Origin of the sequence: Halorubrum sp. AD140 (assembly GCF_034497445.1) — an archaeon.
GTDB lineage: Archaea > Halobacteriota > Halobacteria > Halobacteriales > Haloferacaceae > Halorubrum.
Genome location: NZ_JAXRUU010000020.1, coordinates 14,482 through 31,644 on the forward strand (window position 1 = coordinate 14,482; position 17,163 = coordinate 31,644).

The 17,163-nt window shown below is 66.3% G+C and carries 11 protein-coding genes; 8 read left to right on the plus strand and 3 right to left on the minus strand.

All coding sequences use genetic code 11. From position 1 onward, the window contains the following. Positions 1-55: 55 nt before the first annotated feature. Entirely contained in the window at positions 56-976 is a 921-nt protein-coding gene (locus tag U4E84_RS07155) for a PhzF family phenazine biosynthesis protein (RefSeq protein ID WP_322531413.1), read from the minus strand. A 152-nt stretch (positions 977-1,128) separates the two neighbouring features. Between U4E84_RS07155 and U4E84_RS07160 the strand changes: the two genes are divergently transcribed. After that, positions 1,129-2,475 (plus strand): alkaline phosphatase family protein, encoded by a 1,347-nt coding sequence (locus tag U4E84_RS07160; RefSeq protein ID WP_322531414.1) that lies wholly within the window; start codon positions 1,129-1,131, stop codon positions 2,473-2,475. A 1-nt stretch (position 2,476) separates the two neighbouring features. After that, positions 2,477-3,019 carry a hypothetical protein gene (locus U4E84_RS07165; RefSeq protein ID WP_322531415.1) on the plus strand — a complete coding sequence of 181 codons (543 nt, stop codon included), beginning with the start codon at positions 2,477-2,479 and terminating at the stop codon, positions 3,017-3,019. Positions 3,020-3,075: 56 nt separating this feature from the next. Here U4E84_RS07165 and U4E84_RS07170 read toward each other — a convergent pair whose 3' ends face one another. Beyond that, positions 3,076-3,843: a hypothetical protein gene (locus tag U4E84_RS07170; protein WP_322531416.1), complete on the minus strand. Its 768-nt coding sequence runs from the start codon at positions 3,841-3,843 to the stop codon at positions 3,076-3,078. 139 nt (positions 3,844-3,982) lie between these two features. Here U4E84_RS07170 and U4E84_RS07175 point away from each other — a divergent pair, with 139 nt between their 5' ends. The 4 genes from U4E84_RS07175 (at position 3,983) to gltB (ending at position 13,326) form a co-directional block, all read left to right on the plus strand. Then, positions 3,983-4,648, plus strand: coding sequence for a DUF6517 family protein (locus U4E84_RS07175; RefSeq protein WP_322531417.1), 666 nt, complete (start codon positions 3,983-3,985; stop codon positions 4,646-4,648). 448 nt (positions 4,649-5,096) lie between these two features. Continuing rightward, positions 5,097-8,096, plus strand: a complete 3,000-nt coding sequence (locus U4E84_RS07180) for a PGF-CTERM sorting domain-containing protein (RefSeq protein ID WP_322531418.1) — start codon at positions 5,097-5,099, stop codon at positions 8,094-8,096. Between the two features lie 151 nt (positions 8,097-8,247). Next, on the plus strand, positions 8,248-8,415 hold the full coding sequence (locus U4E84_RS07185; RefSeq protein WP_322531419.1) for an HEWD family protein: 168 nt from the start codon (positions 8,248-8,250) through the stop codon (positions 8,413-8,415). A 249-nt stretch (positions 8,416-8,664) separates the two neighbouring features. Next, entirely contained in the window at positions 8,665-13,326 is a 4,662-nt protein-coding gene (gene gltB, locus U4E84_RS07190) for a glutamate synthase large subunit (RefSeq protein ID WP_322531420.1), read from the plus strand. 200 nt (positions 13,327-13,526) lie between these two features. Here gltB and purH read toward each other — a convergent pair whose 3' ends face one another. After that, positions 13,527-15,128: a bifunctional phosphoribosylaminoimidazolecarboxamide formyltransferase/IMP cyclohydrolase gene (purH, locus tag U4E84_RS07195; protein WP_322531421.1), complete on the minus strand. Its 1,602-nt coding sequence runs from the start codon at positions 15,126-15,128 to the stop codon at positions 13,527-13,529. A 168-nt stretch (positions 15,129-15,296) separates the two neighbouring features. Between purH and purB the strand changes: the two genes are divergently transcribed. Beyond that, entirely contained in the window at positions 15,297-16,736 is a 1,440-nt protein-coding gene (purB, locus tag U4E84_RS07200) for an adenylosuccinate lyase (protein WP_322531422.1), read from the plus strand. 77 nt (positions 16,737-16,813) lie between these two features. Beyond that, on the plus strand, positions 16,814-17,131 hold the full coding sequence (locus tag U4E84_RS07205; RefSeq protein ID WP_322531423.1) for a zinc ribbon domain-containing protein: 318 nt from the start codon (positions 16,814-16,816) through the stop codon (positions 17,129-17,131). Positions 17,132-17,163 lie beyond the last annotated feature (32 nt).

Below are 17,163 nucleotides of genomic sequence, written 5' to 3' on the forward strand. Positions count from 1 at the left end.
GGTTCGCGCGCCCCTAAGGGTTCGGCTCGCGGCGGGCCCTTCGGGTGATCGACGGTCACGCCTCGATGATCCCGTCGTCGTCGCGCTCGTCCGGCAGGCACAGTTCGCCCTCGGTCGAGACGACCGCGCGGCCGCCCACCCGAACGTCGTCGCCGTCGACCCGGACGCGGACCTCGCCCGGTCGGTCGAGGAAGTGCCCCTGCTCGAACCGCAGCTCCTCGGGAAGGGCGCCGTCGAACGCGTCGACCGCGCGGAGGTACGCCCCGACCGCGCCGCTCGCGGTCCCCGTCACGGGGTCCTCGGCGACGCCGACCGCGGGCGCGAACGCCCGCCCGTGGAGGGTCGACGCCGCGTCGAGCGTGTCGAAGGTGAACGCATAGATTCCGGCGGCGTCGTGCGCGTTCGAGATCGCCTCGACGGCGGCCGCGTCCGGCTCGGCCTCGCCGAGCCGCTGGAGGAAGTTCACCGGAACGACGAGCCACGGCAGCCCGGTCGAGGCGACGGCGACGGGGAGGTCCGCGCCCACGTCTCGGAGGGCCGCGGGGTCGATCCCGAGCGCGTCTCCGAGGCGGTCGGCGTCGAGTTCGGTCTCGTCGACCGGCTCGACCGTCGGCGGGTTCTGTCGCATCCAGACGGTCCCGTCGTCGTCGACCGCGATCGAGAGATCGCCGACGTTCGTCCGGAGGGTTCGGTCGCCGGCGTCGACCTCGCCCGCGTCGTACAGCGCGGCGTAGCTCGCGATCGTGGCGTGCCCGCAGAGGTCGACCTCCGTCGAGGGGGTGAAGTAGCGGACCCGCTCGTCCGCGCCGTCGCCCGCCTCGAAGAGGAACGCGGTCTCCGACGCGCCGAGCTCGGCGGCGATCCTCCCCATCCGGTCGTCGCTCAGGCCCGCGGCGTCCGGCACGACGCCGGCGACGTTCCCGGCCAGCGGCTCGTCCGTGAACGCGTCCACGAGAAGTGCGCGTCGCGTCTCCATGCGTCACCCTCGTCGGCCGCCCTCAAAAGGGTCCCGAGGCGAGCGTGGACGCCGCCGCGGAGGCGTCGACGTCACGCGGGCGACCGACGGACGAGTGCCGTCTGGGACCGAGCGATGTCAACCCTTTTGGCCCTTACCGTGGATGTAGTTCCATGGGCCTCTTCGACCGGTTGCGCGGGACCGACACCCCGCGCGTGGCGTTCGTCGGGATCGACGGTCTCCCCCACGGTCTCGTCGCCGACAACCCGGACACGTTTCCGACCCTGTCGGCGATCGCCGACGACGGCGACGGCGGACCGATCGACAGCATCGTGCCGCCCGAGTCGAGCGCGTGCTGGCCCGCGCTCACGAGCGGCGTCAACCCGGGGGAGACCGGTGTGTACGGCTTCCAGGACCGCGAGGTCGGAACCTACGACACCTACGTGCCCATGGGACGGGACGTGCAGGCGACCCGGGTGTGGGACCGCGCCACCGACGCCGGGCTCGACGCGACGGTGATGAACGTCCCCGTCACCTTCCCGCCCCAGCGAACGGTCCAGCGGATGGTGTCGGGTTACCTCTCGCCCGACGTCGACAAGGCGTCCCACCCCGACGAGCTTCGCGAGTACCTCACCGGGAGCAGCTACCGGCTGTCGGTGAACGCCAAGCTCGGACACAAGGCCGACAAATCGGAGTTCATCGAGCACGCATGCGAGACGCTCGACGCCCGCGCGGCGGCGTTCCACCGGTACGTCGAGCTGGACGACTGGGACCTGTTCGTCGGCGTGTTCACGGCGCCCGACCGGATCAACCACTTCCTGTGGGGCGACTACGTCGAGTCGGGACCGCACCGCGAGGACCTGCTCGACTTCTACGCCGCCCTTGACGACCACATCGGTGCGATCCGACGGGCGCTGCCCGACGACGTCCGGCTCGTCGTCGGCTCTACCCACGGCTTCACGCGGCTCCGATACGACGTGTACTGCAACGAGTGGCTGGAGCGCGAGGGGTGGCTCTCCTACGGCGAGGCGGACCACGGCGCGCTGGCCGACATCGACGGCGACACCCGGGCGTACTCGCTCGTCCCCGGCCGGTTCTACCTGAACGTCGAGGGGCGCGAGCCGGAGGGCGTCGTCCCCGAGTCGGAGTACGAGGCCGTCCGCGGCGAGCTGCAGGAAGCCCTCGAGGCGTGGGAGGGACCGAACGGTAAACGGGTCGCAAAGCGGGTCGTCGAGCGCGAGACCGTGTTCCGCGGCGACCACGACGAGATCGCCCCGGACCTCGTCGTCATCCCGAACGACGGCTTCGACCTCAAGTCCGGCTTCCGCTCGCACGACGAGGTGTTCGACCCGGACGGCCCGCGGACGGGAATGCACACCTTCGAGGACGCCGCCCTGTTCGTCGACCATCCGGACGCGAACGTCGACGACGCCGACCTCCTCGACGTCGCGCCGACGCTGCTTCGACTCCTCGACGTCGACTACGGTCGGACCGACCTCGACGGCGCGAGCCTGATCTAGCGTGGAGCACACCCCGGACGGCACCCCTGTCGGCGCCGACGACCCGTACGCGGTCGCCGGCGTCTGCGATCACCTTACCGACGACGGTCGCTGCCGGTTCGCGCTGACGCGCTCGGATGACGACCCCGCGTTCGCCGCCGCCCGGCGCGCGGACGACTACGCCTGTCACGTCGGCCCCGACGGAGCATGGCGCGAGTGTCCCCACTATCGCTCGACCACCGCCGGCCGCGAGTGCCGGCGCTGCGGGCTGGCAGAGGTGCGGATCGCCCACGAGGACGCTCGACCGCTGGTGGAAGAACACCACCTCTCGTACGGCGTCGGGTCGAGCCGGGGAGAGGCCGAGGGCCGCGGCGCGGGGCCTCACGAGATCACCGTCGCGCTGTGTCGCTGGTGTCACGCGAAGGTCCACCGGTCGTTCGCGCGGATCGACGACGACGCGAGTCCGGATCCCGAGGCGATCGCGGAGCGAGAGCGTCGGCGGAGCAAAGAGCGGTCGGAGTCCGCCTTCGAGACGGCCGGCGAACGGTTCGACGAGAACGAGTAGGCGAGCCCCCGGACCCGTGGCCGTCGCCGTGAGCCCCGTCAGCCGCCCCTCCCGCGTCAGGCGTCGGGCTTCGGACGGATCAGGTCGGCCAGGGCGACGAGCAGCCCGAGGAACCACCCCAGCGGCACGGAGATGCCGACCCACATCAACACGTATCCGAGTCCGGCGACGCCCCACTGATCGCCGAACGTTTCCAGATCGAAGGCGGCTCGGAGCGTCTCGTTGATCCCGCCGACCGCGAGGATCGTGTCGAGGATCCAGACCGCGAGCGCGTAGCTCGGGTCGAGGACGAACCCCGAGATGGAGGGCGTGAGCAGCGCGGCGACGACCGGCGGCAGAAAGATCGCCGTCATCGCGAACGGGTACGCGAGGAGGACGCTAACGAATCGCCCGCCGACCTTCGAGAACCCCGCGGCCAGCCCGGCGGACACGACGGCGACCACGCTGGCGCCTCCGATCCCGAGCATGACGTCGGTCGGGAGCTGCAGGTGTGCGACGAGGGTGAGCGACCCCCAGACGAGCGTCGCTACGAGGACGGCGCCCAGCACGCCGAAGCGGGCCACCGCCGAGTCGAGCTTCGAGGCGTAGTACCGCGTGGCGAATCCGACGAGCAGGAGCGGGTACACGACCGCGACGAGCGGCGCGCCGAGCGCCGCCCAGAGGTAGTACCCCGCCGTTTGGACGGCGGTTTCGGGCTTCCACTTCCCCAGCACCGCGCTCGGATCGAGCTGTCTGGGGAACACGATCTCCATCCACGTCTCGTGGAGCCGGACGATGTCGAGGAGGAGCGCTTCCGCCAGACTGATTTGCCCTCGGCGTTCCATTTGGCTCACCTCGCGCGCCCCACACCGTGAACTTTGTGCCTTCGGCCGGCGCAACGTGTGCCGGACGTCTGCCGCCGAGTATCAGTTCGCGGTACTTACGCCGACACGCTTAACCCTCCCTGCGAGCCTATCAACGGTCATGCACCGACGTGGACTACTCGCGGCGCTCGCCGCATCGACGACCGTGGCCGTCGCCGGGTGCGCCGACGCCGAGGACGGGAGCTACGAGTTCGACGCTGAGCCGGCTCGGATCCCGTCGTCGGCCGCCTCGGAGGCGGGATACGAGGGCGAGGACCCGGAGTCGTTCACGATCGAACAGGAGTTCGACGTGGCCGGCGTGAACGCGCAGGTGTCGGCGACGACTTGGGTGGCGGGCTACGAGAACGCCGAGAACGGGGCGGCGCTGTTAGTGGCGAGCACGCCGGACGCGTCGGTAGGCGGTCAGTCGGTCAACCCGCTCGTCCGCGCGGACGACGTCGAACTGATCCGACGGCTGTTAGAACAGGTCGACGAGCAGGGGATCGGCGGTGAGGACACCGAGATCGAGGCCGACGAGATCGAGAGCCAGGGGTCGGAAACGCGGACGGTCCTCGGCGAGGAGGTCGAGGTGTCGATCCTCGAAACCACGATCGACGCGGAGGTGGACACGGGGGAACAGAGCGGCAGCGCGGAGGACGTCCCGGTGTACCTGTACGTCGCAACCGTACAGCACGGAGACGACGTGATCGCCCTCGTCGGCGTCCATCCGACGTCCGTCGACGCCGCCGACTCGATCCTCTCGCTGATGGAACAGGTCGAGCACTGAGCTCGGCTTTCCGAGTCGCGTTCGAGACGACTGCTGGATTCTCCGCGCGTCTCGTCCCCATAGCGGCCGCGATACGAGCCGAGGAAATTCCACCGCCCTCGTTTCAGCTACCAAAAGCTTCCAGTTCCGAAATACATTTATAAACAATCAACCGAGTGAGAGTATCCCACGACACGAGAGCCCGGCGGCGTAGCAGACTCGTCTCGTCGGACACCGCACGATAGAGCTCCCTAGCCGCCGCTTCGTCAGATCGTGGACCCCCACGATGGTCCGGAGAACTCCACCTCAAGGCCGATCGTTCGTCATACTAACCGTCTTTCTCCTCGTTGGGTCTGTCGCTGCGGTAGGTATTGGTACGGTCTCAGTGAATGGGTTTCTATGGAATGTTGATCATATTGACAACATCTCTGTGAGTTCTAATGAAAATCAGACAATAGGTGGTATAAAAGTGTATAGTGAAGAAGACCCAATCAGAATTGATGTTGGGGAACTTGTTGAAGCGGGAGCTGAATTTGATCAAGATAATTCTTCATATGATCTGAAAAATGGTCAGACAGCAAATGAGTCAGAAGTATATATTAAAAATCCAGGGACATCTAATGCTACAATCATTGTTAGTCCTTCTGCAATTGATAATCTTGATTCATTTGATTTGGAAATAGAACATATAAATACAACAAATGTTAGCAAATACAATGGGGATATTTCAAAAATAAATAATGAAATCGAGTACGAATCAACCCAAGATGGAGAATCAGATCTAACTAGTTTTCATATCCAACATCCAGCAATAATATCCACGGCAAACAACACGTACGATAACGAGACTAATGAAATAAAATTTGAGGAGGTAGATCTAATTAATAACACTACAAATCGTGTATTAGTATGGAAGACCTCATCAGAGGGAGAACTTATTGAAAAAATTGGTGCAAATCAGGGTCAACAACAGACAATTAAAATTGATAATGAATCTATCAGTGGAAAAGTTAATATCGCAGTTACTGTCCACCCCCACTGGACAAACTCTTCGGATATAATTTACGCCAAAGAGCAAACAACAATCACTGCACCTGAATCTGTAAAACTACTTCAATCACCAACTCACTATCAAGCAAATAAATCACAAGATCTTGGAACAGTATCGCTTAAAACGAATACTAGGATAGAAGAGAAAACAGGATCAATAAGCATCAAATACTTTAATCAATCATCATCCGATCTCACTGTTAGTATGGACTCTAGTAATGTAGGTGTGTCTAATAATACAGTAAAAATTGATCTTGATTCAATAGAAGCACTAAATAATAAGTCAAAACTATATATTGAAGACATCCTTGTTAAAGATCTGAAATCAATATACGGGGGTACATCTCTTTCTACAAATTCATCTCAGATCACGAGAACGAGTGAACGAATACACAATAAATCGAATATAACTGTCTCTCAAGGGACAAAAATGGAGGTAGCGTCAAACAAATCTGAGGTAATAAAATTACAGTCGAAGAATGAGAACATTACTCCGGAGACATCCATTATAGATAACCAAACTAAACTCATTAATACTACAAAAATTTCAGCCGATAAATATACTCTTGAATCAAATTCAAGTACGAATGGCAGTCAAGTAGAAGTTATCAATACATCATTTTCACCAAAAACACCGACTACATCCGAGTCAGAAGGTGTATTTATTCAATTTAACTCAGTTCCAAACACTAGAAATATTACTATACATACACAGAACAAGGATCGTGATTTCACAAAAGAAAAGCAAGTTTCTATAGAGAAAGAGAAGGAACAAAATACAACGATCAGAGACCTAGATCCAGGAAAATACGACATACGATTTTGGAATACGGATTCGGGAGAATCAGTCACCCGTTCAACAGATGTTTTAGCAAGTAAAGAGGCAAACCTGAGTCTTGAATCAGATACAGATCAAATCCATCTTGGAACAAAAGCGAATTCCAATCTCTCAAATGTATACAATAATACGGCCCTCAAAATATCAGAAAAAGATTCAAACACAACCGTCGCAACGGCCGAACTCGCCACGCCCTCCCCCGGACGTACGTCGGTCGGGATCAACACCTACGCGGTCGGAAACGACTCGCTGAGCGACGATCTCATCACCACCGGACCGGGGGCGAGCGTCGAGTCTATTCAGACGTCGACACCGAACGGGACGCTCTCGCCGGGAACCTACGAGATCAGCGTCGAATCGGAGCAGGGACTCGCCACCGCCGCGGACAACGCGACGGTCACGGTACGAAACCGGTCGACCAGAGAGATGACCGCGTACGCCACGACCGAAGCCGGACCGAACGACCTCGACAGCGCGGACGCGGTGAGAGCGGGGATCTCGAACGAGACGCTCTCCCCGACCTCGACAGTCGGCGCGAACGAGACCGTCGTCTACTCCGTGAACGCCTCGGGACTGAGCGGGCTCCCGGCGGCGCGGAACGCGACGCTCGACACCGGGGCGGACCTCGACCGACTCGATGGACTCGCGTTCGGCGTCCGAGAGACCGCGTCGACGAACGAGACGACCACTTCCGAGGACGCCGACGATATCGGGTCGGTGCCGCCGAACTCGACGGTCCACCTCGACGACGACGGGCTCTACCTCGTCGCCGAGGGCACCGACGCGCTCGCGACCGACGGAGCCCCGTCTGACGGTGAGTCGTTCGCCGCCGAGTTCCACGCGACGGATGACCGCCTGCGCGAGGCGGCGTCGAACTCGGACGCCGACCACGCGGCCGTGAGGGCGGTGACCTTCGACGAGACGACCCCCGACACCGGTCCGACTGAGAGCACCGACGAGAACGGGAGCCACGTCGACGAGGAGTCGGTCGACGGTGACGGCGGCGGAGCCGTCGGAACCGAAACGGGCGGCGAACCGTCGACGGACGGCGAACCGTCAGGCGACGACCGGGCCGCCACGGGCGGTGAGACCGCCGCGGGTGACGGAAGCGAGGACACCGGCGGAAGCGGTGGTGTCGACGAAAGCAGCGCGGAGGGCGGGGGACCCTCCGCAAGCGATCCCCGGGGGGACAGCGACGACCGGGGCGCGGCCCCCAAAACAGCGGACGCGCGGTCCGAGATCCGGCCGGCCGCCGACCTTCGAACCGCCGAACTCAACGGTTCGGTGGCCGTGTTGGCCACGTCCGCCTCGGACACCGAAGTTCCGGCGGTGGACGAAGACGACGTCGACCGCGCGGGCGGGGAAGGAGCGGAATCGACGGAGTCGGACGGGGGCGACACGGGATCGGAGGCGGTCGACGACTCCGAGCCGGAGTCGGACACCGATGAAACCGAACCGGAGACGCCGGACTACGAGGACGCGCCGATCCGTACGACGGCGGACGACGTGCCCGGATTCGGTCCGCTCGTCGCGCTCCTCGCGCTTGCGGCGACGGCAGTGATAACGCGGAACCGAGGGTGACGACGCGACGTCGGTCGACGCCGCTGCGCTCGTCTCATCGGAGCGGGGACACTGTGAGCGCGGGCGCGGCCCCGTGAGCGCGATCGGGAACCCGGGTCGAGCGTGGCCGCGCGACGGTACCCTTTTGCTGGACCGTTCCCTGATTTCGCGCATGAGCGCGACCATCACCCCGCCGCGGGAACGCGAGTGCGAGCTGTGCGGCCGTCGAGAGCGGTGGGACGAGGAGTTCAGCGGATGGCGTATCGTCGACGAACCTGGCGACGTCTACTGTATCCACGAGTGGGACATCAACGGGTCGTTCGCGCCGTTCGGCGAGTGACCGCGAACACGTCGGCGTGAATAGTTCGTGATCGTCAAATAATTCGACGGATTCCAACTCGCCTCGACTGCTAGATATCAATTCTCGATAGATACCCACTCGTATCCGAATCGTAACTGATCGTTCGGTAACGGTGACAACGGTTATCCACCCCTGATGAATAATTACCTTATATTCCCTAATGTGTGTACGAGGGATCCTACCCCTATCAGGGTTATACCTTTAAGTGATCATCTGTGAGTGGAAGGCATGACCGAGCCACGTAGTAACACCCGGGGGAGCGCGGACTCCTCGGGCCACAGTGGGGGACTCGCGGCGGTAACGGACGAACGATCGAACTGCGGGATCGGCGGGATCGTCGACCTCGACGGGGCTCCCACCCACGACACGGTGACCGACGCGGTCCGGCTGCTGGAGAACCTCGAGCACCGCGGGACTACGGGCGCCGAGAAGAACACCGGCGACGGCGCTGGCATCATGGTCGCGCGGCCGGACGACTTCTTCCGCGACGTCGTCGATGCCGACCTCCCCGATGAGTACGCCGTCGGCTCCGTGTTCATGCCGACCGAGCCGAGCGTGCAGGCCGAGATCCACGACGTCATCGCGGAGGTGTTCTCCGTCTACGGGCTGGAAGTGCTCGCGTGGCGCTCCGTTCCGACGGACAACGGGGACCTCGGTGCGACCGCGCTCGACTCCGAGCCGGAGGTCGCCCAGCTGTTCGCCGCGCCCGTCGAGGGCGCCGGCCTCGCCGAGCGGTTCACCAGCGAGGAGACGCTCCCGGACGACGCCGATCCCGAGATCCTCGGCTTCGACCGAGCGCTGTACGCCGCCAGACGCGAGATCGAGAACGCGGTCGCGGACGTGGACGGCGCCGGTCGCTTCTACGTCTGCTCGCTCGACCGGCAGCGCGTCGTGTACAAGGGCCTGCTGAAGGGCTCGCAGCTCGCCGACTACTACCCGGACCTGACCGACGAGCGCTTCGCGAGCCACGTGGCCTTGGTCCACGCGCGGTTCTCGACGAACACGCTCGGGGCGTGGCACCTCGCGCACCCGTACCGCAACATCGTCCACAACGGTGAGTTCAACACGATCCGCGGGAACGTCAACTGGATGCGCGCCCGGGAGAACGACCTCGACCACCCGGCGTTCGGCGCGGAGCTCGACACGATCAAGCCGGTGATCGACGACCCGAACCAGTCGGACACCGCCAGCGTCGACAACGCGGTCGAGCTCCTCTTGCAGGCCGGCCGCGACCTCCCGCACACCCTCCGGATGCTGATCCCGGAGGCGTTCCGCGACGACGATCTGATGGACGCGGCCCGCACCGAGTTCTACGACTACCACGCCTCGCTCGTCGAGCCGTGGGACGGCCCCGCCCTCGTCATCGGCTTCGACGGCGACCGCGTCGCCGGCGTCCTCGACCGTAACGGCCTCCGCCCGTGCCGGTACGAGGTGACCGACGACAACCGGCTGATCGTCGGAAGCGAGGTCGGCGCGCTGCCGACGGAACCGGCGGAGGTGCGGCGTCGCGGCCGGCTCCAGCCCGGCGAGATCTTCGTCGCCGACCCCGAACAGGGGCGCATCGTCCCCGACGACGAGGTGTTCGACGACCTCACCGACGACCGGTACGGCGAGTGGGTCGCGGAGCGGCAGGTCGACCTCGACGACGTGGTGCGCGAGGTCGGCAGTGAGACCGACGTCGGCGGTGAGACCGAATCCGAGGACGACGAGAGCGACGAGGACCCGACCGTTCGGACCCACCAGGCCGCGTTCGGCTACACGACCGACTCGCTGAACCACCTCGTCGAGCCGATGGCGAGAGACGGGAAGGACCCGGTCGGCTCGATGGGCGACGACACGCCGCTGTCGGTCCTCGCCGACGTCGACCGCCCGCTGTTCACCTACTTCAAGCAGCTGTTCGCGCAGGTGTCGAACCCGCCGATCGACTACATCCGCGAGGAGCTCGTCACGTCGCTGGAGACCCGGATGGGGAACCAGCGGAATCTGCTCGACGAGACCCCCGAACACGCCGAGCAGATCGTCTCCGACTCGCCGATCCTCACCGACGGCGAGGCGGCCGCGCTGAAGGCGCTGGACGGGAGCCCCGTCGACGGCGACGGGCCCGCGTTCTCCTCGGCGACGGTGGACGCGACGTACGACCGGGAGGGGTCGCTCGTCGACGCCGTCACCCGGATCCGCGACGAGTCCGCGGCGGCGATCGAGGACGGCTCCGACGTGGTCGTCCTCTCCGACCGCGCGGTCGGCCCGGACCGGCTCGCGGTCCCGAGCCTGCTCGCGACCGGCGCGGTCCACCACCACCTCGTCCGGAACGGCCTGCGCAACCGCGCGGGACTCGTCGTCGAGTCGGGAGAGCCGCACGAGGTCCACCACGTCGCGACGCTCGTCGGCTACGGCGCCGACGCGATCGACCCGTACCTCGCGTACGACTCCATCGCGGACGTCGTGGCGGGGCCGGACGGCGCCGACGAGGACGAGGCGCTGGCGGCGTACCGCGGGGCCCTGGAGGACGGTCTTCTCAAGACGATGGCGAAGATGGGCATCTCGACGATGGAGTCGTACCAGGGCGCCCAGATCTTCGAGGCGGTCGGGCTCGCCTCCGAGTTCGTCGGCGAGTACTTCGAGGGGACCGAGATCCGCACGGAGGGGATCGGGATCGAGGAGATCGAAGGCGACCTCCGGACGCGTCACGCGATGGCGTTCGGCGCCGACCCCGAACTCGAGACCACGGGCGAGTACGAGCACCGCTCGTCGGGGATCAAACACGGCTGGAACCCGCAGACGGTCGGGACGCTCCAGCAGGCGGTCCGGGGGGGTGACTACGAGCAGTACCGGGAGTTCGCGGAGCTGGTGAACGACCAGTCCGAGGAGCTGCAGACGCTCCGGGGTCTCCTCGAGTTCGAGTCCGAGCGCGACCCGGTGCCGGTGGAGGAGGTCGAACCGGTCGAGTCGATCGTCGAGCGCTTCTCGACGGCCGCGATGAGCCTCGGGAGCATCTCGCCGGAGGCCCACGAGAACAACGCCATCGCGATGAACCGGCTCGGCGCGAAGTCGAACACGGGCGAGGGCGGCGAGCCGCCGGAGCGGTTCGGCACCGAGAAGGAGTGTAACGTAAAGCAGGTCGCCTCGGGGCGGTTCGGTGTCACCGCCGAGTACCTCGCGAGCGCGGACGAGCTGCAGATCAAGATGGCGCAGGGGTCCAAGCCCGGCGAGGGCGGGCACCTCCCCGGCGAGAAGGTCAACGAGATGATCGCGCACGTCCGGTGTTCCACGCCGGGCGTCGGTCTCATCTCGCCGCCGCCGCAACACGACATCTACTCCATCGAGGACCTCAAGCAGCTGATCTTCGACCTGAAGGCCGCGAACCCCGAGGCCGACGTCAACGTGAAGCTGGTTTCGGAGGCGGGGATCGGCACCATCGCGGCCGGCGTCGCGAAGGCGAACGCCGACGTCGTACACGTCTCCGGCCACTCCGGCGGGACGGGGGCGTCGCCGAAGACGTCGATCAAGAACGCGGGGCTCCCGTGGGAGCTCGGGCTCGCCGAGGCGAACCAGATGCTCCGCGCGACCGGCCTGCGCGACCGCATCCGCGTCACCGCCGACGGCGGGCTCAAGACCGGCCGCGACGTCGCGGTCGCCGCCGCCCTCGGCGCCGAGGAGTACGTGTTCGGCACCGCGTCGCTCGTCACCGCCGGCTGCGTGATGGCCCGGCAGTGCCACGAGAACACCTGTCCGGTCGGCGTCGCGACCCAGCGCGAGGACCTCCGTCAGCGCTTCCCCGGCCAGCCGGACCACGTCATCAACTACATGACGTTCATCGCCCAGGAGCTCCGCGAGCTCATGGCCGAGCTCGGCTACACGGAGGTCGAGGAGTTCATCGGGCGCCCCGAGCTGCTCTCCCAGCGCGAGACGGACCACGAGAAGGCGAAGCACCTCGACCTCTCGGCGGTCATAGCCGAGCCCGCGGGCGACGCCCGGACGAAGACCCGCGAGCAGGAGGACGCCGACGTCGAGACGCTGCTCGACTGGGGCCTCATCGACGAGGCGGCCCCGGCCATCGAGGACGGCGCGCCCGTCGCGCTCACCCGCGACGTGGAGAACGTCGACCGCGCGGTCGGCGCGACCCTCTCGAACCGCGTCGTCTCGGAACACGGCGGCGAGGGGCTCCCGGACGACACCGTCACCTGCCGGTTCGACGGCTACGCGGGCCAGAGCTTCGGCGCGTTCCTCGCGCCCGGGATCACCCTCGAACTGACCGGCGCCGCCAACGACTACCTCGGGAAGGGGCTCTCCGGCGGCCGGCTCGTGGTCAACACCCCCGACGAAGCGGGCTACGACCCCGCCGAGAACGTCGTCGCCGGCAACGTGGGGCTGTACGGCGCCACCGCGGGCGAGGTGTACGTCAACGGCGTCGTCGGCGAGCGGTTCGGCGTCCGCAACTCCGGCGTGAAGGCGGTCGTCGAGGGCGTCGGCGACCACGGCTGCGAGTACATGACCGGCGGGGTCGTCGCCGTGCTCGGCGACACGGGCCGCAACTTCGCGGCCGGGATGTCCGGCGGCGTCGCCTACGTGTACGACCCCGACGACCGGCTCGGCGACCGCGTCAACCGCGGAATGGTCTCCCTCTCGGAGACCCTCGACGAGTCGGACGAGCGGATGCTGCGCCGCCTCGTGGAGAACCACCGCGCGTACACCGACAGCGACCGCGCGGCCGAGTTGCTCGACGACTGGGCCGCGACCCTGGACGGCTTCGTGCGCGTCTTCCCCGACGCGTACGCCGACGTCATCGCCGAGGGGAGGGGCGCCGACGTGCGCGACGAGCCGCCGGCGGCGGCCGAGGCCGTTCCCGGCGCCGCGAGCGACCCGACCGGGCAGGCGTCGAGCGACGACTGAGGCGAACGGCGGTCCGCCCGTGAGCCGGTCGGTTCGATCGACGGCGCGCGGTACCGGCGCGTCGAGAAGCCATATATAAACGGTTGCAGCCTCACATTCCCGCACTGCAGCGGTCTCGAAAACTACTCACGACCGACGGGGCTCGGAAGCGGCGTTCAGCCCCCGGCGACGGTCGTACCGGTCCGGACGGGCGCGTCCGCTCAGTCGTGACGGAAGCAGCGCGACCCGGTGAACGCCATCGCCATGTCGTGTTCGTCGGCGGCGGCGATCACGTCCTCGTCGTTGACGGAGCCGCCCGGCTGGATCACGGCCTCGATCCCGGCCTCGGCGGCCTCCTCGATCGCGTCCGGGAACGGGAAGAAGGCGTCCGAGGCCATCACGGCGCCCTCGGCGGACTTGCCCTCCGCGTCCTTCTCGGCCTTCATCGCCGCGAGCGTCACGGCGTCGACGCGAGAGACCTGTCCCATGCCGACGCCGACCGTCTCGGTGCCGGTCGCGAACAGGATTCCGTTCGACTTGACGTGTTTGAGCGTCTTCCACGCGAACGTCATCGTCTTCAGCTGCTCCTCGGTCGGCTCGCGCTCGGTGACGACCTCCAGGTCGGCCGCCGCGGGCGACTGTAGGTCCCGCTCCTGTACCAGCCGCCCGCCGACGATGGGCTTCTCCGTGAACCGCTCGGAGAAACGGTCGTCGCCCTCGCCGAGCGGGCCGACGTCGAGCACGCGGAGGTTCTTCTTCTCGCGGAGCACGTCGAGCGCGCTGTCGGTGTAACCCGGCGCGACGACGACCTCCTTGAACGAGTCGGCGACCGCTGTCGCGGTGTCGGCGTCGCACTCGCGGTTCAGGGCGACGATGCCGCCGAACGCCGACTTCGCGTCGGTCCGCAGCGCGCGGTCGTACGCGTCCGCGAGGGCGTCGGCGGTCGCGCAGCCGGCCGGGTTCGTGTGCTTGATCACGGCCGCTGCGGGCTCGTCGAACTCCTTCACGAGGTTCAACGCGGCGTCCGCGTCGTTGTAGTTGTTGTACCCCATCCCCTTCGCGCCGGGGTTCAGCTGGTCGGCGCCGACGACGCCGGCCTCCTCGCAGCCGTCGTCGACGTACAGCGCCGCGTCCTGATGCGGGTTCTCCCCGTAGCGCAGCGTCTCGGCGCGCTCCTCGGAGACGAACCGACGCTCGGGGAAGTCGCCCCCGACGTCGCCCCGGACGGCGACGCCGACGACGTCACCGCCCTCGCGCTCGACCGTCACGCGCCCCTCCGCGAACCACCGAACCGCCCGCGGGTACGCCGCGAACTCCGCGTCGTAGAGCACCCGATCTTTGAGCGACCCCGCGTCGTCGTCGGCGTAGACGGGGACCGGCTCCTGGGTCACGATCGGACCGCCGTCGACCTCCTCGGTGACGACGTGGACGGTACAGCCGGTCGTGCGCACGCCCGCGTCGAGCACCGCCTCGTGAGCGTTCATCCCCAGGAAGGCGGGCAGAAGCGAGGGGTGGACGTTCAGCGTCGTCGGCGCCGCGTCCAGGAACTCGTCGGTGAGCACGCGCATGTACCCGTCGAGGCAGACGAGATCGAAGTCGTAGTCGGCGAGCCGGTCGAGGATCCGGCGCTCGTGGGACGCACGCGACTCCCCCTCTTCGCGCTCGACGACCTCGGTCGGGACCCGACGCTCCGTCGCGGCCTCCAGGACGGGCGCCTGCTCCCGGTTCGTCAGGACGACGGACAGCTCCGCGCCCCCCGGCGCGACGTCGGCGATGTGTCTGAGGTTCCGCCCCCGGTTGCTCGCGAGTCCGGCGATCTTCATACGCGAGTTGTCCGACCGATCGCCTATATCGATTGCGGTCCGTACCGCCCGAGGATCCACGTTTGCGGATACAATCAGCATTTCATACCTCGAAACGCCGCGCACTTATCCACGTCCGTGCGTCTCGCCATCGACACGCTTTTGCTGGCTCCGGCGGCAGTCGCGGACATGACGGACCACGCCATCTCGGGCCTGTCGCGGTCGGACCCCCTCGCCGCCGTCTCGCCGCTCGACGGTCGATACGCCTCGCGGACGGCGCCGCTGTCGCCGTACGCGAGCGAGGCCGCGCTCATGCGCGCCCGGACCCGCGTCGAGGTCGAGTACCTGATCGAGCTCGCCGCGCTGGACGCGACGCCCATCGGGTTCGACGAGGCCGAAGAGACGGCGCTCCGCGAGATACACGAGTCGTTCTCGGCGGAGGACGCGCGCCTGATCAAGGCGCTCGAGGTCGAGGGCGCCGAGGGGTACGCCGCGACCAACCACGACGTGAAGGCGGTCGAGTACTTCCTCCGAGTGCGGCTGGACGGGCTGGAGGAGTCGGGACCGATCGGCGACGGCGAGGCGCTCTACCCGTGGATCCACTTCGGCCTCACGAGCGAGGACGTCAACAACCTCGCGCACCGGATGCTGCTCAAGCCCGCGGTGAGCGAGGTGCTCGTGCCCGCGGTCCGCGAGGTCCGAGACGCGCTCGTCGACCTCGCGCAGGCGCACCGTGGAACCCCGATGCTCGCGCGCACCCACGGCCAGCCCGCGACGCCGACGACGTTCGGGAAGGAGATGGCGGTGTACGCGGCGCGGCTCGGCCGCGCGCTCGGCCGGGTCGTCGTCGCGAACGGAGACCTCTCCGGGAAGCTGGCGGGCGCCTCCGGGACCTACGCCGCCCACGACGCCGCCTATCCGGACGTCGACTGGCGGGCGTTCTCCCGGTCGTTCGTCCACGGGCTCGGGTTGGAGCACACGCCGCTCGCGACGCAGGTGAACCCCTGCGACGACCTCGCGGCGCTGTTCGACGCGCTGCGAGGGGTGAACAACGTCCTGCTCGATCTGAACCGGGACGCGTGGCTGTACGTCTCCGACCGGTACCTCGGTCAGCGGGCCGTCGAGGGCGAGACGGGATCGTCGACGATGCCGCACAAGGTGAACCCGATCGACTTCGAGAACAGCGAGGGGAACCTCTCGAAGGCGAACTCGGACCTCGTCTTCCTCGCCGACTACGTGACGACCTCCCGGCTCCAGCGCGACCTCTCCGACTCCACCGTCAAGCGCAACGTCGGCGCCGCCTTGGCGCACTGTCTCATCGGCTATTCGAAGGCCGAGAACGGGCTCGCGAAGGTGGTGCCGAACGAGGCCGTGATGCGCGAGGAGCTGGAGGCGACGCCCGAGGTGATCGGCGAGGCCGTCCAGACGATCCTCCGGCGCGAAGGCGACACCGACGCCTACGAGCGCGTCAAGGAGCTGACGCGGGGACGGTCCGTGACGCTCGGCGACTTCCGCGAGCTGTTCGCCGACCTCGACGTCGACGAGAGCGTGCGCGAGGAGCTGCGAGCGCTGACGCCGGCGGGATACGTCGGCGTCGCCGACGACCTCGTCGACGAGATAGACGAGTAGACGACAGGAGCGGGAGCGACGTCGCGGGCGGCGCGGAGCCCAAAGACGTTTATCGGTCGCGTGAGCAGACGAGGTCGATGCCCTCCGACGACAACGACGACGAGGCGAAGTACTCGGTGTTCGGCAACGACGCGGCCAACACGCCGAAAGGATCCGGCGAGGACGCGCGGGTCGACCCGGAAGCGGCCGACCTCGGCGATGGCGACGACGGCTGCCCGAAGTGCGGGAGCGAGGAGACGGAGACGGACGAGATCGCGACCAGCGGCACCGGCCTCACCAAGATGTTCGACGTGCAGAACCGCGCGTTCGTCGTGGTCTCCTGCGCGAACTGCGGCTACTCGGAGCTGTACAAGGGACAGTCGACGGGGAACGCGATCGACTTCTTCATCGGGTGAAGAGGTCGCGATCGCCCCGACCGATAGCCGGG

What these genes read in the sequence shown, in the direction of transcription:
- U4E84_RS07160 (WP_322531414.1), top strand. Translation starts at nt 1,129, where the DNA reads ATGGGCCTCTTCGACCGGTTGCGCGGGACCGACACCCCGCGCGTGGCG.
- U4E84_RS07185 (WP_322531419.1), top strand. Translation starts at nt 8,248, where the DNA reads ATGAGCGCGACCATCACCCCGCCGCGGGAACGCGAGTGCGAGCTGTGC.
- purH (WP_322531421.1), bottom strand. Translation starts at nt 15,128, where the DNA reads ATGAAGATCGCCGGACTCGCGAGCAACCGGGGGCGGAACCTCAGACAC.
- U4E84_RS07170 (WP_322531416.1), bottom strand. Translation starts at nt 3,843, where the DNA reads ATGGAACGCCGAGGGCAAATCAGTCTGGCGGAAGCGCTCCTCCTCGAC.
- purB (WP_322531422.1), top strand. Translation starts at nt 15,297, where the DNA reads ATGACGGACCACGCCATCTCGGGCCTGTCGCGGTCGGACCCCCTCGCC.
- gltB (WP_322531420.1), top strand. Translation starts at nt 8,665, where the DNA reads ATGACCGAGCCACGTAGTAACACCCGGGGGAGCGCGGACTCCTCGGGC.
- U4E84_RS07155 (WP_322531413.1), bottom strand. Translation starts at nt 976, where the DNA reads ATGGAGACGCGACGCGCACTTCTCGTGGACGCGTTCACGGACGAGCCG.
- U4E84_RS07175 (WP_322531417.1), top strand. Translation starts at nt 3,983, where the DNA reads ATGCACCGACGTGGACTACTCGCGGCGCTCGCCGCATCGACGACCGTG.
- U4E84_RS07205 (WP_322531423.1), top strand. Translation starts at nt 16,814, where the DNA reads ATGCCCTCCGACGACAACGACGACGAGGCGAAGTACTCGGTGTTCGGC.